Genomic DNA, 26,054 nt, shown 5'->3' with positions numbered 1-26,054 from the left:
TATGTCACAGTTAATTTCCGGTACAGTTAAGTGGTTCAACGAAGATAAAGGTTTTGGTTTCATTGAGCGCGAAGGCGGCAAAGACGTATTCGTTCATTTCCGCGCTATCAATGGTACAGGCCGTAAGACTTTAGTTGAAGGTCAACGCGTAACTTTCGAAGTTACCGAAGGTCAGAAAGGTCCACAGGCTGAAAACGTCACTGTAACCGGTTAATCTGATAGTTTTTGTAAAGAGCCAGCCAATGAGCTGGCTTTTTTATGTCTGCAAATCAAACGGCAAGCAAAGCTGCCCGGGGTTAGGTCTGCTAAAACCAAGGTGTAAACCCACCAGTCGCACGCCTTGTTGTTGCCGGCGTTGCCAGGCTTGCTGTAACAGTGGCAAAAACTGCTCCATACTGGCCGTCTGCGCCTGACATTCGACGGTAGTTTGCCGAAAATCGCTGAACTTAAGTTTTACCCCTATTTTTTGCAGGCCTTTGTCACCCTGATTAGCTAATCGACGTTGTAGTTTGGGCCATAATGAACTTAACGCTGCAACGCAATCCTGATAAACATCAATATCTGCCGCCAGGGTTTGCTCCACGCCAACAGATTTGGCCTGGCGCTCAACGCGGACCAACCGTTCATCAATACCCTGACTGCGTTTTAGCAGGCTATCTGCCATGGCGCCAAATTGTTTTACCAGCACTGCCAGATCGCAATGGGCAATATCTTTACAATGAGTTAAACCCAGCCGGGCCAGACGTTCTGCGGTTTTAGTGCCCACCCCGGGTATTTTAGCCAGCGGCAGTTTTTCTACAAAAGCAGCGACCTCACCCGGGGTAATAACAAATAAACCGTCAGGTTTATTTTCGTCGCTGGCAATTTTTGCCAGGAATTTATTTGGTGCTACCCCCGCTGACGCTGTTAAGCCGGTCTCTGCCAGGATAACCCGGCGGATATCTGCGGCAATCCGGGTCGCGCTGCCACCAAAATGACTGCTGTCGCTGACGTCAATATACGCCTCGTCCAGCGATAGTGGCTCAACCAGATCACTATAACGTTGGAATATAGCCCGTATTTGCCGGCTAACCGTTTTGTATTTTTCCATATTGCCCGCCATCAGATGCAGCTGCGGGCATAACTTAAGCGCCTGACCGGTGGGCATTGCTGAACGCACACCAAAAGCACGGGCCGGATAATTACAGGTGGCAATAACGCCACGGCTGCTGCGGTTACCACCAATAGCCAGCGGAATATTGACCAGCGCTGGATTGTCGCGCATTTCTACCGCGGCAAAAAAGCAATCCATGTCGATATGAATAATTTTACGCTGACTGCCCATAACGGTTATTTTGCTGTATTGATATACAGTATATTAGTGTGCTGTAGCAAGCTTGTAAAGCACAGCCCGCTGTAAAGCACGATGTGCAGTTTGTCAGATTAATTAATAGCTGCTCAATATGGACGGCCGGACGGCTATATTTTCGGTGCATCCTTTATCAATTCAGGGTAGAATATGCGCCAGTTGATACCTTCGTATTTTAAACCAGTTAGCGTAACCCGCGCCCAGGAGAAAGCATGTTAAAGCGTGAAATGAATATTGCCGATTTTGATCCGGAATTATGGCAGGCAATAACCGATGAAACCGCCCGACAGGAAGCGCATATTGAGCTTATTGCTTCTGAAAATTATGCCAGTCCGCGGGTATTGCAGGCGCAAGGTTCGCAGCTCACCAATAAATATGCTGAAGGTTATCCGCACAAGCGCTATTACGGCGGCTGTGAATTTGTCGATATTGCTGAAGATTTAGCTATCGCCCGCGCCAAGCAATTATTTGGTGCTGACTATGCCAACGTACAGCCACATGCGGGATCACAAGCTAATGCTGCAGTATTTTTAGCCTTGCTGGAAGCCGGCGATACTATTTTAGGTATGAGTCTGGCGCATGGTGGCCATTTGACCCATGGCTCCCATGTCAGTTCCTCAGGAAAATTGTATAAAGCTGTGCAGTATGGCTTACATCCTGAAACGGGTGTAATTGATTATGAGCAGGCTGAAGCACTGGCAATCGAGCATAAACCAAAATTAATTATTGCTGGTTTTTCTGCTTATTCAGGCATAGTCGACTGGCAGCGTTTTCGTGATATAGCCGATAAAGTGGGGGCGTACTTACTGGTTGACATGGCACATGTTGCTGGTTTGGTGGCGGCGGGTTTATATCCAAACCCGGTGCCGGTAGCAGACGTTGTTACAACGACTACCCATAAAACACTGGCAGGTCCACGTGGTGGTTTAATCCTGGCCCGTAAAAATGAAGCGATTGAAAAGAAGCTAAATTCTGCGGTATTCCCGGGAAGTCAGGGCGGCCCGTTGATGCATGTCATAGCGGCCAAAGCCGTTGCTTTTAAAGAAGCATTAGAGCCAGAATTCAAAGTGTATCAGCAGCAGGTGTTGAATAACGCCAAAGCGATGTGTGATGAAATGATTAAACGTGGCTATAAGATTGTATCGGGTGGTACTGAGAACCATTTGTTTCTGATGGACTTAATTGACAAAGACATTACCGGGAAAGACGCTGACGCCGCGTTAGGCAGGGCGCATATTACCGTTAATAAAAATTCAGTGCCTAATGACCCGCGCTCACCTTTCGTTACCAGTGGCTTACGTATTGGCACGCCAGCCATTACCCGTCGCGGTTTTAAAGAGGAGCAGGCACGTCAGGTTGCGGGTTTTATTTGTGATGTGTTGGATAATATTAATGACGACGCAGTAATTGAACGGGTGAAAGCTGATGTTGGTCAGCTGTGCAGTCGTTTCCCGGTTTATGCGTAACCGATAATTTAGTGCTATTATGGCCGCATTTGCGGCCATTTTTATCTCTGAGAACAGCCCATGTATTGTCCCTTTTGTAATGCTGATGACACCAAAGTAATTGATTCGCGTTTAGTGGCTGATGGTCATCAGGTTCGCCGGCGCCGGGAGTGTCTGGCGTGTCATGAGCGCTATACCACATTTGAGACGGCAGAATTAGTAATGCCGCGGATTATTAAACGGGATGGTTCTCGTGAACCGTTTAACGAAGACAAGCTACGTAATGGTTTATTGCGTTCTCTGGAGAAGAGACCGGTATCGACTGAGCAGATTGAGCAGCTTATTCACAAAATTAAATCACAGTTGCGGGCGACAGGTGAGCGGGAGCTGGCCAGTAATATGCTGGGTAATCTGATCATGGATGAGCTGGTTAAGGTGGATAAAGTAGCTTATGTCCGGTTTGCTTCGGTCTACCGTTCATTTAAAGATATTCGTGAATTTGGTGAAGAAATAGCCCGTTTAGGAGAGCAATAGTGGCTTTTACACCGGCTGACAACGCTTTTATGGCGCGCGCGCTGCAATTAGCTGCTAAGGGGTGTTTTACCACCGACCCGAATCCGAATGTGGGGGCGGTAATCGTGCAACATGGCGACGTCGTTGGAGAGGGCTACCATCATCAGGCCGGGGAAGGTCATGCCGAAGTCTATGCTTTAGCACAGGCGGGCGGGCAGGCCCGTGGTGCAACCTGCTATGTGACACTGGAGCCATGTAGCCATTTTGGCCGCACACCACCCTGTGCAGCGGCGTTGGTTCGCGCTGGCGTCAGTCGGGTAGTAATAGCCATGCTGGACCCGAATCCGCTGGTAGCGGGTAAAGGGGTGGCACTATTAGAGCAAGCCGGGATCAAGGTCGAAAGTGGTTTAATGGTGTCCGAGGCAAGGGCGCTTAACCGTGGTTTTTTAAGTGCTATGGAACGACAAAGACCCTGGCTGACATTGAAACTAGCGGCCAGCATTGATGGTCGTACAGCGCTGGCTAATGGTCAGAGCCAGTGGATAACCGGACCGGCGGCCAGAGCCGATGTGCAGTTGTATCGAGCTAAAAGCAGCGCCGTGTTATCCACAGCCAGCACCGTGTTAGCTGATAACGCCCGTTTGACGGTACGTCAAGCTGCTGATGATATGTCAATAACCACGTTAAACAATGGTGAGTTACGACAGCCATTACGAGTTATCCTTGACCGACGGCAGCAATTGACCGGCAGTGAGCCACTATTCAGGTTAGCCGGTCCCATATTACTGTGTGTCGCTGCCGATAAGCCGTTACGGCACATGCCATCGCAGGTTGAGCAGCAAGCGGTGCCGCTCGGTGGTGATGGTTATTTTAATTTAACCGCGTTGTTGCAGTTGCTGGCTGCCCGTCAGGTACGCAGTATCTGGGTGGAAGCGGGGGCAAGCCTCGCCGGGAGTTTGTTGCAGCAACAACTCGTTGATGAGTTCATTTTATATCAGGCACCGGTGTTATTGGGGCCGCAGGCCAGGGCTATGGCCGAACTGCCAGAACTAACTGAATTAAGCCAGGCCAACCGCTTCGCGTTCCATGATATCCAACGGCTTGGGCCAGATATCCGGCTGACTGCACTGTTGAGTCAAGCCAACGGACCAGAAAAAAGATAGCAACACTTTAAAGAACCGGTGAGAAGCATGACGATTGATACCGGTATTATTGCAGCAACATTTAACAAGGGTTTTTATGCAACTGAATACACCTGCTGAAATTATCGAAGACATTCGTCAGGGCAAAATGGTCGTACTGATGGATGATGAGGATCGCGAGAACGAAGGCGACCTGGTGATGGCAGCTGATTATGTTACGCCCGAGGCAATAAATTTTATGGCTAAGCATGGCCGTGGTCTTATTTGTCTCACCCTCAGTAAAAAGCGCTGTAAGCAGCTGAATTTACCGTTAATGGTCGACGCGAATAAATCACCCTTTGCCACCAACTTCACGGTTTCTATTGAAGCCGCGGAAGGGGTCACCACCGGCATTTCCGCTGCTGACCGGGCTCGAACTGTTAAAGCTGCAGTGGCGCGCGACGCCAGCCCGGCAGATATTGTGCAGCCAGGCCATATTTTTCCATTGATGGCTCAGGATGGCGGTGTATTAGTGCGTGCTGGCCACACCGAGGCTGGTTGTGATTTAGCCCGGCTGGCCGGCTTAGAGCCTGCAGCGGTAATCGTCGAGATATTAAACGATGATGGCACTATGGCAAGGCGGCCTGATTTAGAGGTGTTTGCCCGTGAGCACAATATTAAAATTGGCACTATTGCTGATTTAATTGAATACCGTAATTTAAATGAAACCACTATCGAGAAAGTGGCGACATGCCAGTTGCCTACCGAAGTTGGTGATTTTCAGTTAGTAACCTTTAAAGATACCATCGATAATCAGCTGCATTTCGCTCTGGTTAAAGGCGAAATTAAGCCGGAAGACGCAACATTGGTGCGGGTACATTTACACAATACTTTTTCTGATCTGCTATTGGCAGACCGCGCAGCAAATCGCAGTTTTCCACTGCATACTGCAATGAAACGAATTGCTGACGAAGGTGGTGTGCTGGTGCTGCTCGGCAAACATGAATCGACAGCTGAGCTGGTAAGAATGGTGCAGGCTTTTGAAGCTGAAGATAAAGGTGAACAGCCGAAAACGGTGCCGTGGAAAGGTACCTCACGCAATGTTGGGGTGGGTTCACAAATACTAGCCAGTCTGGGCGTTAAGAAAATGCGCTTGCTGAGCCAGCCGAAAAAATACCATGCCTTATCTGGTTTTGGGCTGGAAGTGGTCGACTACGTATCGGAATAACGGCAATGCCGTATTGACGGTTTTTGTGATATTATGCGCGGCTGATTTTTGCAGCCCCAGATTCGAGAGGATTTACCATGCAAGTGATTGAAGCCGGCTATGCAGCCAAAGGCAAGAAGTTCGCGTTAGTGGTGGCACGGTTTAATGGTTTTATTGTAGAAAGCCTGTTAGAGGGTGCCGTTGACACATTAAAGCGGGTGGGCAATGTGGCCGATCAGGATATTACGGTTGTGCGGATCCCGGGCGCCTTTGAGATGCCTCTGGCGTTGCAACGGGTCGCTGCCAGCAAAAAGTATGATGCTATTATTGCCCTGGGTGCGGTGATCCGTGGTGGCACGCCACACTTTGAATATGTGTCTGGGGAATGTACCAAAGGCATCGGCCAGGTAGCTTTAGCCTATGATTTGCCGGTTGCCTTTGGCGTTCTGACCGTTGATAGTATTGAGCAGGCAATTGAACGTGCGGGCACCAAAGCAGGTAACAAAGGCGCTGAAGCGGCAATGTCAGTGCTGGAAATGGTTAACGTACTGGATCAGCTGTAACAGGAAAACTTATGAAACCAAATGTGCGTCGTCAGTCGCGTTCACTGGCAGTGCAGGGTATATACAGCTGGCAGGTCAGCCATAACCCGATAGCCGACATTGAACAGCAACTTCTGCTGGAGAATAATGTTAAGCAACTTGATGTCGCTTATTTTCAGGATATTTTGCGTGGTGTTGTTTTGCACCATAGTAAACTGGATGAGGCGTTAAAGCCTTATCTGGAAAGGCCGTTTGAAGACATTGACCTGGTCGAGAAAGCCGTATTGCGGGTGTCAGCTTACGAGCTGAAATATCGGTTAGATGTGCCTTATAAAGTGATTATCAATGAAGCAATTGAGCTTGCCAAAGCCTTTGCTGCTGATGACAGCCATAAATTTGTCAATGGTATTCTTGATAAAGCGGTCCGGGTGTTACGCACCAACTAACGGAGAGCCGGCGTTTGTCGGCTTTTTTACATACTATGGGTGAATTTGAACTTATTGCCAGCTTTTTTGCTGACGCCGGTATTGCGCGGCAGGATGTGGTCGTTGGGGTGGGCGACGACGGTGCCGTCTTGCAAATGCGTGATGGCTACGATCTGGTCGTCACGACTGACACGATGGTTTGTGGTACTCATTTCTTTCCTGACGTCGATCCAAGAGCATTGGGCCATAAGCTGGTTACGGTCAATGTCAGTGACTTAGCGGCAATGGGAGCGGAGCCTGCCTGGTTATCGCTGGCCCTGACGTTACCGAACGTTGATGAGGCCTGGCTGCGCCAGTTTGCAGCCGGGCTGGCTGAAACAGCCGATTATTATAATTGTCGCCTGGTAGGCGGCGATACGACCCGCGGGCCGCTTAGCCTGACGATGATTGCCAAAGGCCAGGTACCCCGGGGCCGGGCCATTACCCGCTCAGGTGCTAAGGTGGGCGACTACATCTATGTTACCGGAACCTTAGGTGATGCGGGACTGGGGTTAAGGGTATGCCAGGGACATGCAGAAGCCAGCAAAAAACATCAGGCCCACTTGTTACAACGTTTTCATTTTCCGTCGGCCCGGGTGGCTTTAGGCCAGGCGCTGCGCAATGTTGCCAGTAGTGCGATGGACATTTCTGATGGTTTGTGTGGTGACTTACCCCACATTTTGCGCAGATCTGCAGTAGGAGCCTATATAGATGTTAATAAGCTTCCACTGTCGCAGGCATTGAAAGACAGCTGCGATCAGCCCACCGCGCTGAGGATGGCTTTGTCGGGAGGCGAGGATTACGAGCTGTTGTTCACTGTGCCAGAGAGTAAACGGGGCAGTCTTGATGTTCTGTTATCGCCCTATGGCGTACCGGTCAGTTGTATTGGCCGGATCACCGGCGTGGCAGGTAAATTGGAACTGAAAGCGGGTGAGCAACCATTTGAATATCAGCATCAGGGGTTTATCCATTTCCCATGACCACGACTAAATTTCAATTAGGCCGCTGGCAACACCTGCTGGCACTGGGTTTCGGTGCCGGTCTGGCCCCCCGGGCTCCCGGTACCTTTGGTACGTTGGTTGCTATCCCTTTTATCATTGGTTTTGCTTCACTTGGTGTTGTCTGGTACCTGGCATTTTTACTTGCAGGTGCTGTGCTGGGCATTTATATCTGTGGTAAAACAGCGCGTGACGTAGGGGAACATGACCATGGCGCAATTGTTTGGGATGAAGTGATTGGTTATGCACTAGCGATGTTGCTGGTACCGATCACTGCACAAAGCTTGTTAATTGGTTTTTTATTGTTTCGGTTTTTTGATATTCTGAAACCCTGGCCAATCCGCTGGTTTGATAAACGGGTTCATGGTGGTTTAGGTATTATGCTCGATGACTTACTGGCAGCCGTGCCAGTTTGGCTGATATTACAACTGCTTTTTTATTATCAGTTTCTGAATTAGCGGTTAGCAAGGACCAGAGCACAGGGTAAGGGAATGAAAAGAGTTTTACTACTGGCTTTACTGTTGCTGCTGGGTGCATCGTCGCCGGTCAGCGCTCAGAATATTGATTCAGCACAGACTACTGAAGCAGCAACGCAATTTATACCCACTCAGGAAGCTCAGTCAGTTTACGATTTTGATATCCGGCACTGGACCAGTAATGATGGTCTATCCAGTAATTCTGTCCGTGCAGTGATCCAGGACGAGTTAGGATATATGTGGCTCGGGACCTTGTACGGCCTGAATCGCTTTGATGGCCTGCAGTTTGAACATTTCACTACAGCCAATACCCGTCATCTGGCCAGCAATACCATTACTCGTTTGATGCGGGATAATACCGGTTTTATCTGGGTGGGGACTAAAGCTGGTTTGTCGGGTTTTGATCCGACTACGCTGAAGTTTGAACGTTACCCGATCGTAGCTGAAGTCACGGCGATGATTGCAGTGGCCGACGATGAAATCTGGGTGGCAGCGGATAATTTATTCCGGATAAAAAACGGTAAAATCAGCCGGATTGAAGCCGTTCGCAGCCAGGTTCATCAACTTGAAAAAGCCGCAGACAGTATCTGGGTGAGCAGTGCAGAGCATATTTATCAGCTGAACCCTGACGGTAGCCAGCAACTACAGATGTACCCCCTACCACTAGAGCTTGCCCAGACGCCGGTTTATGATTTAACGGTGACCGACCAGGGACTGCATCTCGCCAGCGAGAGCGGTTTCTACCATTTGACGCCGGAAGGCGAGATCCAGAAATGCCAGTTGCCCGATGGAGAGAACAGCCCTGTCTACAGACTTTTTAAAGACAGTCGGCAAGGGAGCTGGATCTCAACCTATCGCAAACTGTTTTATCGCCAACCCCAGCAGGACTGGCAAACGGTTACTACAGCTGAACTGGGTACTGCACCCTGGTTCAGTGACATTTTTGAGGACCAGCAGCAGAATATCTGGCTGGCCAGTTACAGTGATGGTATTTACCGCGCGGCAGCCGGTAATATCAGGCGGGTGATTGACGGCTTAGTTGATCCTGTTGTGCGCAGCGTTGGCCTGACGCCGTCTGACGAGTTGATTATAGCCAGTCAGTCAGCGCTGCAAACCCTTGACGCTTCCGGTAAATTTACCACCTTACTCGATGCTGGCGTGCTGGGTAGTCAGACTATTCACGATTTTTACTGGCCACAGCCCCAGCTGCTTTGGTTTGGTGCTGATAGCGGTTTATTGCAATACAATCTAAGCAGCCGTGAGCTCAGCGTACCTTTCCCCAGTTTGCAGGGAAACACCATTAAAGTTGTCCAGCCTGCCATCGATGGTGGTGTCTGGCTGGGTGGCGTCAGAGGGTTATACCATACCAAAGATAATCAACTGACGATGTCGCCATTGAATGAGCAATTTGAGTCCCGCAATATTACCGCAGTACACCAAACTGCAGAGCAGTTATTCATTGGCACTACCCGGGGCCTGTATCAATATCAGCAAGATAAACTGCTTCGATTGGGGGTAGGGACTGCGCTTTATAACAGCTATATTCTGGCCGTTATTCAGTTACCAGAAGGTAGCTTGTTAATCAGTACTATCGACGATGGTATATTTATCCGGCGTCCTGACCAGCATTGGCTGCAGCTGCATAGCGGTAATGGCATGCCACACGGACCGGCTGTCAGTTTTAGTTACGACGCGAAGCAGCAACAGGTATGGGTTAGCAGCCACAAAGGCATTTACCGGCTTGCGTTAGCGACTCTGCCAGACGACAGTAACCAACCGTTCATCATCAACGAAGTACTGACCCCATTTGACCGGCAGTTAGGTAGTGGTCCAAACCGCTGCTGCAACGGTGCTGGTCATGCCAAAATTGTGCGCTGGCAGAGTGAGTACTGGTTTCCGACTCTGAACGGCTTAATTGCTGTGCAGGCTGATTTGAAGGAAATGTCAGCGCAGACGTTAAAACCACAAATTAAACAGGTCACCACCAGTCAAGTGTATCAACTTACCCAGGGCCAGCAGCGGTTGGTGCTGGAAATGGACGAGCGCAATGTGACCTTGCATTATTCTGCGTTGGAGTTTATTAAACCTGACGCTTTGCAATTTCGCTACCGTCTGGAGGGATTTGATAATCACTGGTATGAGGTAGGACAGCGGCGTGAAGCCGTTTATACTAATTTACCGCCCGGCAATTTTACTTTTCAGTTGCAGGTGCGCCAGAGTGGTCACAGCTGGCAATCTGCAGCGCAAACCAGCCTGACCCTGATAGTGCCGGAACGCTTTGATGAAACCCTGCTTTATCGCTCACTGTGGCTGCTACTACTGCTATGTTGCTTATACGGCGTGTTATGGCTGGTAAGACGCAACACTTTACACAAGCAGCTTGAACTCGAACGGTTGGTTAAACAGCGGACGCAGGAGCTGGAAAACAGTAATGTCAGGTTAAATGAACTAAATGAACAACTGAGCCAGTTAACCCACAAAGATAACCTGACGGGTTTGCGCAACCGTCGTTTTATGTTTGAACAGCTACCAAAGGATATTGAGCACTTTCAACGCAACAGGGAATCGATGCAAGACCAGGGTAAATGTCTGGCGTTGCTGCATGTCGATTTAGATAATTTTAAACAAATTAATGATCAGTATGGCAACAGTGCAGGTGACAGCCTTATCCAGCAAGTCAGCGGCTTGTTAATCCGGGAAACCCGCGGCTCAGATTATGTAGTACGGTTTAGTGGTGCGGCTTTTGTGCTGGTGCTTCGGGATATTCAGGCCGATCTGGTTCGTCAGTTCAGTTACCGGCTGAACGAGCAAGTAGCGAAAGCGGCATTTAGCTTGCCTGATGGTCAGATTGTCAGACTGACGTGTTCAATTGGATATGCTCACTATCCGCTACCACTGCTGGGCGGCCAGTTAATTAATTGGGAAGTATCGCTGCAGCTGGCTGAATTAGCGTTGTATCACGTTAAACATAACGGCAAAAATGCGGTGGCAACGCTGGCGTTTGACTCACAGCTTGACGCGTTTGAGTTTGAAGACTCGGCGCATATTGAAGCACAAATTGAAAAGCTGCTGGCAGAAGGCCTGGTGTGGTTTGAGCAGGGAGACAGCCAGGCACTCTAGGGTACCTGACTGGGTTGATTAGCTAGTTGAGTTGATTAAGTGTTAGAAAAAGCCGTTACCTGCCGGCTAATCCCGTCACTGTCTAAACCCAGCTCAGCATAAATTTCCTGTTGACTACCATGTTTAATAAACTGGTCTGGTAGTCCAAGGTTCAGTACTTTTACGGCAAAACCATGCTGCAGGATAAAATCGTTAACGGCTGAGCCGGCCCCGCCAATCAGCGCATTGTCTTCTACCGTAACGATATGGCTGTGTTCTGCCAGCAGTTGCTGCAGCAGCGCATCATCCAGTGGTTTAACAAACCGCATATCGACCAGGGTTGCGTTAAGCTGTGTTGCGACCTGCTGGCACTGGTTTAGCAAAGGACCAAATGCCAGAATCGCTAACGTTGTTCCCTGCTTAATAACTCTGGCTTTACCCAGTGGTAATAGCTGCATTTGCTGTTCTGCGGTGACGCCTGTGCCGACGCCACGCGGATAACGAACGGCTGCTGGCCCCGGATGTTGATAGCCGGTATACAACATTTGCCGGCATTCATTTTCATCTGACGGTACCATCAACAGCATATTTGGAATGCAGCGCATAAAGCTGATATCAAATGCGCCCTGATGGGTCGGGCCATCCGCACCGACAATACCGGCCCGGTCAATGGCAAATAATACGTCGAGATTTTGCAACGCGACATCGTGGATCAGTTGATCATAGCCTCGTTGTAAAAAACTGGAATAGATAGCCACTACTGGTTTTAAGCCTTCAATTGCCATACCGGCTGCTAACGTAACCGCATGTTGCTCGGCGATAGCAACATCGAAATAGCGTTTGGGAAAGCGTTTAGAAAACTGCACCATATCGGAGCCTTCGCGCATAGCTGGGGTAATACCCTGCAGCCGTTCGTCCTGTGCCGCCATATCACACAGCCATTGCCCGAATATATTGGAGAAAGTCGGTTTTCCCGGTGCTTTAACTGGCTGACTGCTGGCATCAGGATCAAACTTGGCGACAGCATGGTAGCCAATGGGATCGGCTTCAGCCGGCGCATAGCCTTTACCCTTTTTGGTTACAATGTGTAGCAGTTGCGGCCCTTTTAAATTGCGCATATTGCGAATAGTATCGGCGAGGGTTATTACATCATGGCCATCAATTGGGCCGATATAATTAAAACCCAGCTCTTCAAAAAAGGTGCCTGGGGTAACCATGCCTTTAAAATGCTCTTCGGCGCGGCTGGCAAGCTCATGCAGGGGCGGTACGCCTTGTAAAATCTTTTTACCGCCTTCGCGCAGGCTGGTATAAAAGCTACCAGACAAAATTCTGGCAAAATATTGGTTTAAGGCACCGACATTTTCTGAAATCGACATTTCATTGTCATTCAGAATGACCAGCATGTCAGGGCGTACTTCGCCAGCGTGGTTCAGCGCTTCAAACGCCATACCCGCTGTGATAGCGCCATCACCAATAACCGCAACGACTTTGCGCTTTGACTTAGCCTGACTGGCCGCAATGGCCATGCCGAGTGCGGCACTAATAGAGGTGCTGGAATGGCCGACGGTCAGCGTATCGTATTCGCTTTCTTCCCGGCAAGGAAAAGGATGCAAGCCATCTTTCTGCCGGATACTGTGCATTTGCTCACGTCGGCCGGTTAATATCTTATGTGGATAAGCCTGATGACCAACATCCCAGATTAGCCGGTCAAAGGGGGTGTTATAGACGTAATGCAATGCGACAGTCAGTTCAACGGTACCCAGGCCCGACGCAAAATGGCCACTACTCTGGCTGACAGTTTTTAATAAAAAACGTCGCAGCTCAGCACTGAGTGCCGGTAACTTATCCTGAGGTAACTTACGCAGTTGCTCAGGCACATCGGCTGTAGCTAACAATGGGAAATCGGTCATATCTAATGCCATCTTCAATGCCTTTATTAAAACTTGCGGGCAATAATATAATGTGCAAAGGCTTTTAGCTCACCGGTATTGTATGCAAGGGTGCTAAGCGCCGCCAATGCATCCTGATAAAGTTGGTTTGCTTTTGCCTTGGCTTCATCCAGCCCCAACAGCGCCGGGTACGTGAGTTTATTTGCCTTGCAATCTGAACCCTGGGGTTTGCCAAGAACAGTGGTATCACTTTCAATGTCCAGAATATCGTCTTGTACCTGAAAGGCCAGTCCCAGCGCGCTGGCAAATTTTGTCAGCGCGTGTAACGTAGCGGGGCAATCCAGTTCACTGCTGTAATAGGCCAGCTGCACCGCGCATTCGATTAAGGCCCCGGTTTTCAAGCGGTGCATCTGCTCCAGTGTTGCTAAATCAGTGTGCTGATTAGTTTGCGCTAAGTCTATTGCCTGACCGGCGCACATGCCTGCTATGCCACTTGCTCTGGCAAGCAGTGATACACGTTTCAGCTTGCGTGTTGCACTAAGTTCCCCAGCGTCCCCGGCCAGAATGTCAAAGGCCAGTGCTTGTAAAGCATCGCCGGCAAGAATCGCAGTAGCTTCATCAAATGCTTTGTGACAGGTTGGCTTGCCCCGGCGTAAATCATCGTTATCCATTGCGGGTAAATCGTCATGGATCAGTGAGTAACTATGCAGACACTCAATGGCACAAGCCGCGCTATCCAGTTGCGCTAATGGAACGCCTAACATGTTACCACAGGCATACACAAAAAATGGCCGGATCCGTTTGCCGCCATTGGTCAGGCTATATGCCATCGCCTGATGCAGGCGGTCAGCAGTCTGTGGCAGGGCAGCCATTCGCAGTTGTAATTGTTGCTCAATCCGCTGTTGATACAACCTCAGGCTTTCTGGTGCCAAGTTACTCTCCTGGCGGTGGTGTGAATAATTGCAGACTTTCCTGTTGCTGTTGCTGTAATAACAACTGGACTTTCTGTTCAGCGCTCTGCAGTTGCTGCTGGCTTTGTTTTACCAGGCTGATACCCCGTTCAAACTGGCTTAAAGACGCATCCAATGATAAGTCGCCTTGTTCCAATTGCTGCACTATACCTTCGAGTTCTGCCATCGCCTGCTCAAACTGGCTCAGGTCGGCTTTCTTTTTAGTCATGACTATCCTCAAAAAAACTGTGCGCAACGTTACCTTAGCAGGCTATTATGGTCAATCATAACGAATAAGTGAAAGCCTAAATTACTTCTTTTCTGTAATTCAGTGCTCAATATTTACGAAGTTTTGTCGATAACCGACTATAAGCTAATATAAAATAATCATTATTGCCGTTTGGGCGTGTGTTGAGGAGTAAACAGTGGATATAGCAACCCTGGTTGGCATGATTGGCGCTATTGGTTTTGTAGTCATGGCGATGATTATTGGTAGTAGTGGCGACCCGGCTATGTTTGCTGATTTAGTGTCAGTGCTGATCGTCGTCGGCGGGTCTATTTTTGTTGTTATTGCCAAGTTTACCCTGGGGCAATTTCTGGGAGCAGGCAAAGTTGCCGTCAAGGCGTTTATGTTTAAAATTGAAGCGCCGGAGGAACTGATTGAAAAAGCAGTACAATTAGGTGATTCTGCCCGCAAAGGCGGCTTCTTGGCATTGGAGGAAGCGGAAATTCCCAACGCCTTTATGCAAAAAGGCGTCAATATGCTGGTTGATGGCCATGATGCTGATGTGGTCAGAGCAACGTTATTAAAAGATATCAGCCTGACGGAGAAGCGTCATGAAACAGGTATCGCTATTTTCCGCAGTTTAGGTGACGTTGCGCCGGCGATGGGGATGATAGGAACGCTGATTGGTCTGGTGGCTATGTTATCTAATATGGACGACCCTAAGGCAATTGGTCCGGCGATGGCGGTGGCGTTGTTAACGACTTTATACGGTGCTTTTATTGCGAACGTTATCGCGATACCGCTGGCAGATAAACTGGCTATCCGTAATCAGCAGGAAAAGCAGAATAATCAGTTGATACTGGATGCGATCCTGGGCATTCAGGATGGTCAGAACCCGAAAGTGATTGAGGGCATCTTACGCAATTACCTGGCTCAGGGTAAACGCGAGGTCGCTGCCGGAGAGCCGGCATGAACGATCAGGAAGAACAGGAATGCAAATGTCCCCCTCCGGGATTGCCACAGTATATGGGTACCTTTGCTGACTTAATGGCCCTGTTAATGTGCTTCTTCGTACTGCTATTGGCATTTTCTGAAATGGACGTGCTGAAGTTCAAGCAAATAGCCGGCTCAATGAAGTTCGCATTTGGGGTGCAGAATAAAATTGAAGTAGAAGACATCCCCAAAGGTACCAGTGTTATTGCGATGGAATTCAGACCCGGCCGGCCTGATCCGACGCCAATTGAAACGCTGCAACAGCAAACCATGGAAATTACCCAACAGGTAATAGAGTTCCAGGCTGGCGAGGAAGACTCGGCTGGTGGCCGACAGGAGCAGCGGGATGATATGACGGGCGGTCAGTCGGCCGCCAATGCCGAGGAAACCGCTGATGCCGAAGCCGCCGCAGCCGACGCAGCAGCTGAGGAAATGCAGCAACAAACCAATGAGATGGTCAAGAAACTGGCCGAGCAGTTGGAACAACAAATTGTTGACGGCGCGATAGAGCTGGAGTCGTTGGGGCAGCAAATTATTATCCGGATCCGGGAAAATGGTTCCTTTCCTTCAGGGTCGTCTTTTTTGCAGCCCAGATTCAGGCCCATTATTCAGCAAATTGGTACTTTGCTAAATGAGGTGCCTGGCGAGATAACAGTAAGTGGCCATACCGATGATATTCAGGTATCAGACGAGTTGCATAGTAATAACTGGGAGTTATCTGCCAAACGGGCTGTGTCGGTGGCAACGGAATTGATCCGGGCACCTGAATTTGATCGGCAGCGGGTGGTGGTGATGGGCCATGCCGATACCCGGCCACTGGTAGAGAACGACTCAGAGCTAAATCGCCGGCGCAACCGGCGGGTCGAAATTTCGATAATGCAGGGTAAGGCGAAGGAGTCTGATCCTATCAGCTTTGAACCTGCGGCTAACTAGACGCACCAGCCACATTACTGACTCAGCTATAGTCAATAGAGTAAGTGTTACAAATAAAGCCAGAGCGCAGCACGGTGTTAGGTGTTCCTCTGGCTTTGCGCTATAATCCGCGCCACTTTTTAGCGCTGTTACTGTCATGTTTGAATGCTATGCTTGAATTTATTATAAAACTGCACCCTGAAATATCGATTAAGAGTAAGTCGGTTCGCAAACGCCAGACAAAATTACTGGAGCGTAACCTTAAAACGATCCTGACCCAGGTTGACCCGGATGTGGTGGTCACCAACCTGTTTGACCATCTTACTGTCAGTTGTCTCAATGACTCGTCCGCCATTCGCAGCAAGCTAATTGAACGGTTAGAGTGTATTCCTGGGATTGTCACTTTCTCAGAGATGCGCACCGCATCGTTTAACGACTTACACGATATTTACTTACAGGTTCTGGCGGTGTATCAGACGCAACTGCAGGGTAAAACGTTTTGTGTACGGGTAAGACGGCAGGGCAAGCATAGTTTTAGTTCAATTGAAGCTGAGCGGTATATCGGCGGTGGTCTGAATCAGCAGGTTAGCTCAGCGAAAGTCCAGCTAAAGCAACCGGATATTACCATCAAGCTGGAAATTAAGCAGGATAAGCTGTTGCTGTTAAGTGAGAGCTTCCGCGGGATGGGCGGCTTTCCTTTGCCATCACAGTCCGACGTGCTATCCCTTATTTCAGGCGGCTATGATTCGGCTGTAGCCAGTTACCTGATGATCCGCAAAGGTCTGCGCACCCACTACTTGTTTTTTAATCTGGGGGGCGCTGCCCATGAGGCCGGCGTGCGGGAGATGGCATTTTATCTCTGGCAAAAATACAGTCTGTCGCACCGGGTTAAGTTTGTCAGTGTCGATTTTGCACCGGTGGTCGATAATATTCTGCAGCAGGTTGATAACGGCGTAATGGGCGTTATTCTGAAACGGATGATGCTGCGAGCTGCGGCAAAAGTAGCACATGATCTCGGCATTAAGGCGGTCGTTACCGGTGAGAGTATTGGTCAGGTCTCCAGCCAGACTATTGCTAACCTGGCGGTAATTGACCGGGTTATCCCGGATTTAGTGCTGCGGCCCCTTATTTACCATGATAAACAGGATATTATCGATATCGCCCGCCAAATTGGCGTGGAAGAACTGGCGAAGAGTATGCCGGAATATTGCGGGGTAATTTCTAACAAGCCGACCGTGAATGCCGTGCTGACAGAGGTTGAACAGAACGAAAGTAAGTTAGATATGGCATTGCTGGAGCAGGTGGTCAGAGCAGCCAAAGTGCTGGATATCCGGACTATTGATTATCAGGCAGAGCAGGAAGCGCATGTTGTCAGTGAACTTGCTGAGCTCGCCGGCAACGCGGTAATTTTAGATATTCGCAGCCCGGAAGAAACCGAGCATTCACCTTTCAATGATGTTGGCGTGCCGGTGCTTGAGTTACCTTTTTTCCGGCTGGCCAGTCAGTTTGCCACGCTTGATCCCAGTCGTCACTACTACTGTTATTGCAGTAAAGGGGTGATGAGCAGGTTGCAGGCGGTGCTGTTACACGAGCAGGGTCATAGTAATGTCTCAGTATATCGTCCTGCTAAATAACAGCGGTTATTGCTTTAATCTGTAGCAACATCTGTTGGTTAGCCGGCGCTGCAATTTGCAGCTGTGCGGCCTGCTGACAAACGTAGCCACAAATAGCGTCAATTTCGGTCTGTCGTCCGGCTTGCACATCCTGCTGCATTGAAGAAAAATTGTTAGCGGTCGCAGTGATGACCTGATACACCTTAGCCAGGCTGCTGGCGACATCCATCGGAAAGCCTGATGCTGTGGCGACCTGACAGACTTCACTAACCAGCGCTTCAATCTGTGGTTGATAGTACGGGGATGCCAGCTGACCATTCTGGCAATTCTCAATCGCTGTCAATGGGTTAATGGCCGCATTTATCGCCAGCTTTTGCCATAATATGGGGTAAATATCAGCCACCACGCTCAGCGGCCCCAGCGCCGTAGTCATCGCTGCGATAATATCAGCATCGCTATTACTCTCTGCTGTCAGTTTTGCCAGAAAGCTCATGCCCGCACCACTGTGGATCACGTGTTCTGGTGTGGCTTTGTATGCCGCCTGACTGGTTGATAAAAACCATAGCCCCTGCTCAGGCTTTAATTTGTCCAGTAGCGGCTGAAACGGAATAATCCCGTTGTGACTGATAACCAACTGCGCATGATCTGCCAGATGAGGCAATATTTGTGTTATAGCATTGTCAACATCATAGGCTTTCACCGGTACAAGCAACTGCCGGATTGGCAGGTCTGTTTGCTGCGGCAGCATTAACAATCTTTGCTCTTGATGCTGAATATCAGTAAAGGTTAACAGCAGTTCTTCAGGGGTTTTAAGCCAAAGCTTAATCGGGTATCCAGCAAGCTGCAGCCTGGCGCCGGCCAGCAAGCCAATAGCGCCCCGGCCAACTATGCTCCAGCTTAGCGCCGGCTGCGTGGGCGTATATGGTGCCACAAAGCACGTGCCAGATAAAAACTTACCACACCAGCAATGTCGGCCAGCCAGTCCAGCCAGTCGCCGGTGCGACGGGTAAAGTAGTGCTGCGCCAGCTCGACTGCGCCACCATATATACCCAACAACAGAAATGCGGGTAGTGGCGCAAGCTTAAAACCTTTCCATAGCAAGGCAGTAAGCACTGCAAAAATACCAAAATGAGCCAGTTTGTCGACATGTGCAAAGCCGCCACCAATCCGGTGGCCACTTAGCTCAGCCAGAAAGCCAGCGGTTGCCAGCACAAAACACAATACACATATCCAACGATAAAATATCTGTGGCACTACAATCCCCAGTCAGAAACGACGCTCGGATTGTAGCAGTTTTCTGGTTATAATCACCAGCAGACAGAATGGCTTATGCTAAGGAGATTTATAATGCCCTCATTCGATATCGTATCCGAAGTTGATCAACAAGAAGTATTGAACGCCGTAGAGAATGCCAACCGCGAGTTAACCACCCGCTTTGACTTTCGGGGTGTGCAGGCCGATTTCACCCTGAAAGAGAAAGTAATTACTATGAAAGCTGAAGCCGAGTTTCAGTTACAACAAATGCTGGAAATATTTCTGGCTAAGGCGGTGAAACGTGGTCTGGATGTCCGCTCATTTAAAGAGGGAGACGTCGTGCATTCCGGCAAAACCTATAGTCTCAGTGTCAGCCTGCTGCAGGGTATTGAGCAGGATATGGCTAAAAAGCTGGTTAAACTGATTAAAGATAATAAGCTTAAAGTGCAAGCGGCTATTCAGGGCGATCAGGTGCGGGTGACCGGCAAAAAGCGCGATGATTTACAGGAAGCTATGGCGCTGGTGCGTGGCAGTGAGTTAGAACAGGCCTTTCAGTTTACTAATTTTCGCGATTAACGTTACCGCCTGGCATTTTAGCCGTCTGGGTGCCTATTGACATTTTCCGCTTCAAGGTTACACTGCACGCGGCCTTAACTAAGGCCGCTTTTTTCAGGTGCTGCAGCTTGCTGCAGTTAAACGGGAATCTGGTATAAGCCAGAGCTGCCCCCGCAACGGTAAACAACTATCAAAACTTTGAAAACCACTGTCATTCGATGGGAAGGTAAAGTTTTGGCGCAAGCAGGTTGTTAGCCCGGAGACCGGCCTGAAAAGTCCATTAACTAACTAAGATGTGCGGTGGGCACATTGTAGGAGCTTTGATGTTTAAACCTGCTTTTGCAACCATATTGGTTGCTTCCTGCTGTCCGGCTGCAGCAACTACCGTCGATAACACTGCCATTGAACATATCAGTATCTACGCCAATCGCACTGCTACACCACAGCAAGATGTGCTGGCTAGCACTACGGTGCTGGAGCGGGCTGATATTCTGGCACGTCAGGCCAACGATCTACCCGAATTACTTTCACAGTTACCCGGTATTACTATGAGCCGGGACGGTGGCCGTGGTCAAAACAGCAGTATTTACCTGCGCGGCGGCAATACCGGGCACACCCTGGTACTGATAGATGGTGTGCGTAGCGGCTCTGCCACCTTGGGCTATAAAGCGTTAGCTATGGTACCGCTGGAACTGATTGAGCGGATTGAGGTTATCCGTGGGCCCCGGGCGGCCTGGTACGGCTCTGATGCGTTAGCCGGTGTTATTGCCATAACCACCCGGCGAAGCAGTGCTTTAGAATTACATGCCAGCGTTGGCAGTTACGGCCAGGCGGGAGCTGATATCAGCGCGAGTCAGCAATTGGAACGGTTAACACTGAGCGCCACTGCCGGCGCCAGCCAGGCAGATGGTTTTAATGCTCAGCCGGCGCTAGACCCAGATAGTGATGGCTATCGGCAACAATATTTCAAAGTTGCCGCTGATTATCGCTCAGATTTCGGCTTGTGGACGGCCCAGGCTGATGTTAATTCGGGGTTCAATCAGTTTGATACCAGTTTCGGTAATGAGGATGAGACTGATACCCTCAGCCGCGCCTATCTGCTTGGCTGGCAACAGCAATTGGGTAGCTGGCAACATGAGGTGCAGCTTAGTCGTAACCTGGACAGCGACAGTACTTTTGGTCCTGACTCGCGTAGCCCCTTTGTCACCGAGCGGGATGAGTTAAGCTATCAGGCTGCTTCAGACGTCAGTGCCAGCCTGCAATTTGTTGGCGGGCTTAACTGGTATCAGGAGCAGGTTGCCAAGTCAGCGACTGCGTATGAGCAAACCAGCAGAATCAACCGGGCGTTATTTGCCGGTCTGAATTATCAGTGGAACGTTTTGCAGCTGGAAGCCGCTGCCAGGCACGATGCAATTAATCAGTATGGTGCTGAGACAACCTGGCAGCTGGCGGCAGGATATCAGCTAACTGAACGCTGGCAGCTGCGGGTCAGTCGGGGTACCGCCTTTAAGATGCCGTCGTTTAATCAACTGTACTTTCCGGGGTTTGCTAATCCGGATCTTAAACCAGAGCAATCGGTATCAGATGAAGTTGCGCTAAGCTATCAGGCAAGTGGTTTACAGCTACAACTTGCCTGGTTTGACCGTGAGGTGACTAACCTTATTCAGGGGGTTGAACTGGCTGAGAACGTGGTATTGGCGACAGTAAGTGGTTTAGAATTCAGTCTGTTACAACATTGGCAACAATGGTCCAGTAATTTCAGTTACAGCTACCTGGATACTGAAAACCGCAGTAACGGCATGCAACTGGAGCGCCGGCCAGAAAATACCATTAATTGGCGCGGCAGTTACAGTGCAGACAAGTGGACCGCATTTATTAGCGCAGATTATCAAAGTGCCAGCTATCAGGGCGCAGACTGGTTTAGCGGGGATCCTTACCCAGATGCTCCGGCTCATACTATTTGGGGGCTGGGAGTTAGCTACACCCTTTCGCCCCAGCTGACATTAAGAGCCAGGCTGGCGAATATTACCGATAAAGATTATTACACCAGCCGGGGTTATGCGACTGCCGGTGCGAATTTCAGCCTGTCAGTCAGTTACATTCTGCGATAGTCAGAGCCAGGCTTTGATCAGCCTGGCGACGTCATCGGCGGCGGTCATATGACAATGATGGCCGCCAGTTATTTGCTTAACGGTTAATTGTTGATACCAGCTTTGCGTTTCAGTCAGCTTATTAATAAAAGGTCCATCAGTGGCGAGCACAGCCAGCACCGGAACCTTAACGGCCTGGCACAACTCTCTGGCCTGCGGCAGTGTAGGCCGATGCACCGACTTAAGCCGCAAGCGATAGTCGTTACGCCAGCTGATGCCGTGTTGATCTGCAACGGTGCCGCGTTTCGCCAGTAGTAGGGCTTCTGGTAAGCCAAAATCACTTTGTACCAGCCTGGCTTTGGCTGCCGCAACCAGGTCCGGGTAGTATGGTTTGCGTTTAGGTGGCGCTTTTAAACGCGAGATTATTCCCTGACGCAATTGTTCGCTGGCACTGGCTTCTGCAATTACAAAGCCCAGACTGTCAATCAGCACTAAACGGGCGACCAGTTCAGGAAAAGCTGCAGCCAGGGCGGTTGCTACCATACCGCCCATTGAATGACCAATTATGGTCAGGTGTTGCCAGCCCTGTTGCTGACACAGTGCGACAATATCTTCCACCCAGTCAAAAAAGTAATAGTGGGCATCGCTGCTTCTGTACGGCGAATGGCCATGGCCGGGAAAGTCTGGTGCCAACATTGCTACGCCTGTTAACGCATTGGCCAGGGGAATAAAGCTGGCGGCATTATCCTGCCAGCCATGCAGGCACAATACCGGCGGTTCAGAACGACTAAAAACCGGCCTGTTAGCCAGCGCGGCCAGTTGCATGCTATTTTTATAACCAGCTAAGGTAAAGTGTAAACAGTGATCCATAACAGGTACTTATTGCGTTAGATAGTTAACTAAAGGTACCAGCAGTAGTTTTCTGCCGCCCTGTTGCTGCCAGACACGTCATTTGACTCTGCCGGGTCGGACAGGCTATACCAGACTACTGCGTTACACAACAAAGGTTTAAAATATGCCCTATACCCATAATACCATTGTCAAATTGCAAAAAAGCAGTCCGGCGCAAACAGAGTTTTATCAGGCTGTGGAAGAAGTTCTCGATTCACTGGCGCCGGTACTCGATGAAGACAGCCGGTTTTGCAAGCATTCCATTATCGAACGTATGGTAGAGCCTGAGCGGCAAATTATGTTCAGGGTGGCCTGGGTTGATGACAACGGCGATGTTCAGGTCAACAAGGGTTATCGGGTTGAGTTTAATTCTGCCCTGGGACCTTATAAAGGCGGAATTCGCTTTCATCCGAGCGTTAATGCCAGCATTATAAAATTTCTGGGCTTTGAGCAGGTATTGAAAAATGCCCTGACCGGTCTGCCGCTCGGTGGCGGTAAAGGCGGTGCTAATTTCGACCCGAAGGGTAAATCTGATGGCGAAATTATGCGCTTTTGTCAGGCCTTTATGAGTGAGTTATACCGGCATATTGGCCCGACAACCGACGTGCCGGCCGGGGATATTGGGGTGGGTGCCCGCGAAATTGGCTATATGTTTGGCCAGTATAAAAAACTGACCAATCGTTTTGACGGGGTACTGACCGGTAAAGATTTATTATGGGGCGGCTCCCTGGTCCGCAAGGAAGCCACCGGTTATGGCTGTGTTTATTTCGCTGAGCATATGCTTGAAGGGAATAATGATACCTTGGAGGGGAAGGAGTGTCTGGTATCCGGCGCGGGTAATGTCGCGATATACACCATAGAGAAGTTACTTGAACTTGGTGCTAAGCCGGTGACCTGCTCTGATTCCAGCGGCACGATTTATCAAAAAAGCGGTATAGATATTAAAAGTTTGAAACAGATTAAAGAAGTAGAGCAGGGCAGGTTGAGTGATTACGCTAAGCGCCATCCTGACGCTGAGTATATCAGCCGCGACAGCTACCCGGATGATGGTCATGCGGTATGGCGTTTCGCCGGGCAGGTGGCATTTCCCTGTGCCACTCAGAACGAGTTAACCTCTGCCGATGCAAAAGCGCTGTTGGATAACGGCTGTTTTGCCGTCTGTGAAGGTGCCAATATGCCTTGCACTGCCGATGCTGCAGATGTGCTGCTCAAGGCGAAAATTGCCTACGCTCCGGGCAAAGCAGCTAACGCGGGTGGCGTGGCGACCAGCCAGCTGGAAATGGCCCAGAATGCCAGTATGCAGCGCTGGACGTTTCAGGAAGTTGATCAGAAGCTTAAAGATATTATGCAGGGCATTTACCAGCGTACCCGCGATACTGCGGTTGAACTTGACCAGCCCACTAATTTTATTCTGGGCGCAAATGTGGCTGGGTTTCGGCGGGTAGCCGATGCCATGATTCAACAGGGCGTGGTGTAGCTGGCAAAACAGTGCTGGTTACCGTGAGGGGGCTCAGGGGCTCAGCTATCTGGTGATAAATATTCATTATCATAAAACGTTCTGAGCCAGTGCGGACGGTAAACACTCATCAGGGTAATCGCCATGCCATTTAATAAGGCTTCTGCAAACCAGATAAGTAAGGCAAGCTGCAGATAATTCTGATAAATATCTGACCAGCTATAAGGTCCTTGCCAGTATAGCCAGAGTGCAGTCAGCAACATTTTGAAAGTGATCGTTAGCGCCGCGTTGGCAAAGCCAGCGACGAAAATATAGATGAACAAATGGCGGGGTAAATACTGGTAAGACAGAACAAAAATAAGATAACTGAACAATGCCGGCAATATAATCGTCGTCAGGGCCATACTGCCGGCCGCAGCCAGACTAACGTTACCGACAGCAACCAGAATAACCACAACAAGGCTACCAGTTAACCAGGCGATACGCCAGCCATGGCAAAGCACCAGAGTTGTTACCCCCAGCAAATGTAACTCCAGGCCGGGTTTAATGCCTGCCTGGACTAACCAGAACAGGGCAATAATCAGGACTGAACCAAACCACAGGTGCTGATAACCGGGATCTGCTTTTAGTTTTGGAATAATTTCACGCGGAAAAAACCGCAGCACCACTATTAACCAAATCAGCCAGCTTGCCCCCTGCCAAAATGTCATCGGCTTCTCCGCTTAACACCCGCTTATAACAGTATACCTGGCTTAGTAGTTTGGATCAGCCGGTACCTTATTTAATCAGGGTGGTTGCGGTATCCAGATAGCGTTTAGCCTGCTGTTTTACTTTGGCATAATCCATGTTTTCAGAGCCGAGATGCACCTCTTCTAATACGTCTTTTAAATCCGTTGTTTCACTGTGAATTTTTTCCAGAGCATTTTCCAGGGTATAGGTCAGTTGATGAATTTCTACCATGGCTTCCGGGGTAAGCTCGCCTTGCATCAGTTGCTGAAGCTTTTTGTTGTTCACCCGGAACAATTCAATTGCTTCGCTCAGGCTGGCTGCTTGCTGGCCTTGAAAATGATCAGGCCGCGGCTGATCCGCTATGCTGCCGAACGTAAAAGCTGCCAGAAATAACGCGGTGGTTAGGGTAATAGCCGTTTTCATAAAACCTCTTGCTACAGATGATAATAGTTATCAGTTACAATATCACAGCTAACAACAGTTGCAACAAGATTTTAGGATAAGCGGGGCTATTATACTGGCCCATTCAGACCCCCGGCCGCTTATCCCCTTGAAACAGGCTAGGGCTATTTGGTTTGCAGATAATCGATCAGCGCCAGATAAGCCTCCAGGCTGTTAATATCAGCATTGGGCGTAATTAAATAGCGACCATTTACCACTAATGCCGGCACACCATTGATTTTATTCTGTTGCATTTCGCTGGCACTGCGGCGCATTTTGTTAACCACCTGCTCGCTGTTTTCAGCAATATCAAAAAACCTTGGCTGATCGACCTGATGGCTGTTTAAAAACTGCTGTAAATCAACCGGTGTCAGTTGGCGTTTTTCTTCATAAAGCTTAAACAACGGGTCGGTTAAATGCTCCAGCCCCATTTGTTGTAAGCTGTAAAAAATCCGGGCGTCAGTTTGCCAATGCGGTACTGCAGCAGCATGTTTGCGCACCAGGCTAAGCTCTGGCCGGCGTAGCATAATGGCTTCCAGTACCGGTTCAAACTGCTGGCAATGCTGACAACCAAACCAGAAATATTGCACCAGATAAGGCGGCTTGGCATTTTCAGCATCGATATTGTCAACCAGCTTATAATGGACACCTTGCTCAAACTGCAATGGTGCCGGATTGGTTTGTTGTACCTTGGCCTGCTTACTGGTGTCTGCAGGTGCAGTGGGCTCAGAACACGCGGCCACCAGCCAACTTACACTGGCAATAAGCAGTAGTTTAACAACGTTAATTGAAGAAGTGTTGGCAGTCATAGAAGTCTGTTGTAGTAAAAATAAAGTGGCGTT

Annotated in this window: 26 protein-coding genes and 1 riboswitch; of the genes, 16 read left to right on the top strand and 10 right to left on the bottom strand. The window is 49.5% G+C overall.

The genetic code is table 11. From position 1 onward, the window contains the following. Nucleotide 1: 1 nt before the first annotated feature. The gene (locus KG631_RS13315) at nucleotides 2-214 is read left to right on the top strand and encodes a cold-shock protein (protein WP_019674773.1); all 213 of its coding nucleotides are present in this window, start codon (nucleotides 2-4) and stop codon (nucleotides 212-214) included. A gap of 42 nt (nucleotides 215-256) precedes the next feature. On the opposite strand, the gene dinB is transcribed toward KG631_RS13315, so the two are convergent. Further along, the gene (dinB, locus tag KG631_RS13310) at nucleotides 257-1,324 is read right to left on the bottom strand and encodes a DNA polymerase IV (protein ID WP_214000182.1); all 1,068 of its coding nucleotides are present in this window, start codon (nucleotides 1,322-1,324) and stop codon (nucleotides 257-259) included. A 236-nt stretch (nucleotides 1,325-1,560) separates the two neighbouring features. On the opposite strand from dinB, the gene glyA reads away from it, so the two are divergent. From glyA to KG631_RS13265, 9 genes are all read left to right on the top strand, one after another. Beyond that, entirely contained in the window at nucleotides 1,561-2,814 is a 1,254-nt protein-coding gene (glyA, locus tag KG631_RS13305; RefSeq protein ID WP_214000181.1) for a serine hydroxymethyltransferase, read from the top strand. A gap of 60 nt (nucleotides 2,815-2,874) precedes the next feature. Next, on the top strand, nucleotides 2,875-3,327 hold the full coding sequence (gene nrdR / locus KG631_RS13300) for a transcriptional regulator NrdR (protein ID WP_214000180.1): 453 nt from the start codon (nucleotides 2,875-2,877) through the stop codon (nucleotides 3,325-3,327). Further along, entirely contained in the window at nucleotides 3,327-4,469 is a 1,143-nt protein-coding gene (gene ribD / locus KG631_RS13295) for a bifunctional diaminohydroxyphosphoribosylaminopyrimidine deaminase/5-amino-6-(5-phosphoribosylamino)uracil reductase RibD (RefSeq protein WP_214000179.1), read from the top strand. The genes nrdR and ribD overlap by 1 nt, the downstream gene beginning before the upstream one ends. A 76-nt stretch (nucleotides 4,470-4,545) precedes the next feature. Continuing rightward, nucleotides 4,546-5,655, top strand: a complete 1,110-nt coding sequence (ribBA, locus tag KG631_RS13290) for a bifunctional 3,4-dihydroxy-2-butanone-4-phosphate synthase/GTP cyclohydrolase II (protein ID WP_214000178.1) — start codon at nucleotides 4,546-4,548, stop codon at nucleotides 5,653-5,655. A gap of 77 nt (nucleotides 5,656-5,732) precedes the next feature. Next, a complete protein-coding gene (ribE, locus tag KG631_RS13285) occupies nucleotides 5,733-6,197 on the top strand; it encodes a 6,7-dimethyl-8-ribityllumazine synthase (protein ID WP_214000177.1) in 465 nt (154 codons plus the stop codon). 11 nt (nucleotides 6,198-6,208) lie between these two features. Then, a complete protein-coding gene (gene nusB / locus KG631_RS13280) occupies nucleotides 6,209-6,622 on the top strand; it encodes a transcription antitermination factor NusB (RefSeq protein ID WP_019674766.1) in 414 nt (137 codons plus the stop codon). Between the two features lie 14 nt (nucleotides 6,623-6,636). After that, on the top strand, nucleotides 6,637-7,620 hold the full coding sequence (thiL, locus tag KG631_RS13275) for a thiamine-phosphate kinase (protein ID WP_301003806.1): 984 nt from the start codon (nucleotides 6,637-6,639) through the stop codon (nucleotides 7,618-7,620). Further along, nucleotides 7,617-8,096, top strand: a complete 480-nt coding sequence (locus tag KG631_RS13270) for a phosphatidylglycerophosphatase A (protein WP_214000176.1) — start codon at nucleotides 7,617-7,619, stop codon at nucleotides 8,094-8,096. Before thiL ends, KG631_RS13270 begins: the two co-directional genes overlap by 4 nt. A 33-nt stretch (nucleotides 8,097-8,129) precedes the next feature. Then, a complete protein-coding gene (locus KG631_RS13265; protein ID WP_214000175.1) occupies nucleotides 8,130-11,234 on the top strand; it encodes a ligand-binding sensor domain-containing diguanylate cyclase in 3,105 nt (1,034 codons plus the stop codon). A gap of 35 nt (nucleotides 11,235-11,269) precedes the next feature. Here KG631_RS13265 and dxs read toward each other — a convergent pair whose 3' ends face one another. The 3 genes from dxs to KG631_RS13250 are packed head-to-tail and all read right to left on the bottom strand — an operon-like array spanning nucleotide 11,270 to nucleotide 14,281. After that, nucleotides 11,270-13,135: a 1-deoxy-D-xylulose-5-phosphate synthase gene (gene dxs / locus KG631_RS13260; protein WP_214000174.1), complete on the bottom strand. Its 1,866-nt coding sequence runs from the start codon at nucleotides 13,133-13,135 to the stop codon at nucleotides 11,270-11,272. Nucleotides 13,136-13,149: 14 nt separating this feature from the next. Beyond that, nucleotides 13,150-14,034, bottom strand: a complete 885-nt coding sequence (gene ispA / locus KG631_RS13255) for a (2E,6E)-farnesyl diphosphate synthase (RefSeq protein ID WP_214000173.1) — start codon at nucleotides 14,032-14,034, stop codon at nucleotides 13,150-13,152. A gap of 1 nt (nucleotide 14,035) precedes the next feature. Beyond that, nucleotides 14,036-14,281 carry an exodeoxyribonuclease VII small subunit gene (locus tag KG631_RS13250; protein ID WP_214000172.1) on the bottom strand — a complete coding sequence of 82 codons (246 nt, stop codon included), beginning with the start codon at nucleotides 14,279-14,281 and terminating at the stop codon, nucleotides 14,036-14,038. Between the two features lie 196 nt (nucleotides 14,282-14,477). Between KG631_RS13250 and pomA the strand changes: the two genes are divergently transcribed. Genes pomA through thiI form a run of 3 tightly spaced genes read left to right on the top strand, consistent with a single transcriptional unit; the run spans nucleotide 14,478 to nucleotide 17,817 of the window. After that, entirely contained in the window at nucleotides 14,478-15,251 is a 774-nt protein-coding gene (gene pomA / locus KG631_RS13245) for a flagellar motor protein PomA (protein WP_214000171.1), read from the top strand. Continuing rightward, nucleotides 15,248-16,204 carry a flagellar motor protein MotB gene (locus KG631_RS13240; protein ID WP_214000170.1) on the top strand — a complete coding sequence of 319 codons (957 nt, stop codon included), beginning with the start codon at nucleotides 15,248-15,250 and terminating at the stop codon, nucleotides 16,202-16,204. Before pomA ends, KG631_RS13240 begins: the two co-directional genes overlap by 4 nt. Nucleotides 16,205-16,248: 44 nt before the next feature. Beyond that, nucleotides 16,249-17,817 (top strand): tRNA uracil 4-sulfurtransferase ThiI, encoded by a 1,569-nt coding sequence (thiI, locus tag KG631_RS13235; protein WP_365869055.1) that lies wholly within the window; start codon nucleotides 16,249-16,251, stop codon nucleotides 17,815-17,817. Here the strand turns inward: thiI and KG631_RS13230 are convergent. Next, the gene (locus KG631_RS13230) at nucleotides 17,810-18,727 is read right to left on the bottom strand and encodes a 2-dehydropantoate 2-reductase (RefSeq protein ID WP_214000169.1); all 918 of its coding nucleotides are present in this window, start codon (nucleotides 18,725-18,727) and stop codon (nucleotides 17,810-17,812) included. The two genes, thiI and KG631_RS13230, sit on opposite strands and share 8 nt — an antisense overlap. Further along, complete coding sequence (locus KG631_RS13225; RefSeq protein ID WP_214000168.1) at nucleotides 18,694-19,050, bottom strand: VanZ family protein; 357 nt, start codon at nucleotides 19,048-19,050, stop codon at nucleotides 18,694-18,696. The genes KG631_RS13230 and KG631_RS13225 overlap by 34 nt, the downstream gene beginning before the upstream one ends. Before the next feature lie 93 nt (nucleotides 19,051-19,143). Here KG631_RS13225 and KG631_RS13220 point away from each other — a divergent pair, with 93 nt between their 5' ends. Both KG631_RS13220 and KG631_RS13215 read left to right on the top strand, forming a co-directional pair. Then, complete coding sequence (locus KG631_RS13220) at nucleotides 19,144-19,626, top strand: YajQ family cyclic di-GMP-binding protein (RefSeq protein ID WP_214000167.1); 483 nt, start codon at nucleotides 19,144-19,146, stop codon at nucleotides 19,624-19,626. Nucleotides 19,627-19,704: 78 nt separating this feature from the next. After that, a riboswitch (cobalamin riboswitch) is annotated at nucleotides 19,705-19,892 on the top strand. Between the two features lie 36 nt (nucleotides 19,893-19,928). Further along, the gene (locus KG631_RS13215; protein WP_214000166.1) at nucleotides 19,929-21,716 is read left to right on the top strand and encodes a TonB-dependent receptor; all 1,788 of its coding nucleotides are present in this window, start codon (nucleotides 19,929-19,931) and stop codon (nucleotides 21,714-21,716) included. On the opposite strand, the gene KG631_RS13210 is transcribed toward KG631_RS13215, so the two are convergent. Continuing rightward, nucleotides 21,717-22,565 carry an alpha/beta hydrolase gene (locus KG631_RS13210; protein WP_214000165.1) on the bottom strand — a complete coding sequence of 283 codons (849 nt, stop codon included), beginning with the start codon at nucleotides 22,563-22,565 and terminating at the stop codon, nucleotides 21,717-21,719. Nucleotides 22,566-22,710: 145 nt separating this feature from the next. Between KG631_RS13210 and gdhA the strand changes: the two genes are divergently transcribed. Next, entirely contained in the window at nucleotides 22,711-24,063 is a 1,353-nt protein-coding gene (gene gdhA, locus KG631_RS13205; protein ID WP_214000164.1) for an NADP-specific glutamate dehydrogenase, read from the top strand. 41 nt (nucleotides 24,064-24,104) lie between these two features. Here the strand turns inward: gdhA and KG631_RS13200 are convergent, their stop codons facing one another. From KG631_RS13200 to KG631_RS13190, 3 genes are all read right to left on the bottom strand, one after another. Beyond that, entirely contained in the window at nucleotides 24,105-24,752 is a 648-nt protein-coding gene (locus KG631_RS13200) for an energy-coupling factor ABC transporter permease (protein WP_214000163.1), read from the bottom strand. A gap of 67 nt (nucleotides 24,753-24,819) precedes the next feature. Continuing rightward, nucleotides 24,820-25,194 (bottom strand): DUF6746 family protein, encoded by a 375-nt coding sequence (locus KG631_RS13195; protein WP_214000162.1) that lies wholly within the window; start codon nucleotides 25,192-25,194, stop codon nucleotides 24,820-24,822. Between the two features lie 143 nt (nucleotides 25,195-25,337). Further along, nucleotides 25,338-26,021: a thiol:disulfide interchange protein DsbA/DsbL gene (locus KG631_RS13190; RefSeq protein ID WP_214000161.1), complete on the bottom strand. Its 684-nt coding sequence runs from the start codon at nucleotides 26,019-26,021 to the stop codon at nucleotides 25,338-25,340. Nucleotides 26,022-26,054 lie beyond the last annotated feature (33 nt).

Source organism: Arsukibacterium sp. (assembly GCF_018402695.1).
Taxonomy (GTDB): domain Bacteria; phylum Pseudomonadota; class Gammaproteobacteria; order Enterobacterales; family Alteromonadaceae; genus Alishewanella.
The sequence above is the reverse complement of the archived record's forward strand: the minus strand, read 5'-3'. Positions and strand labels throughout refer to the sequence as shown.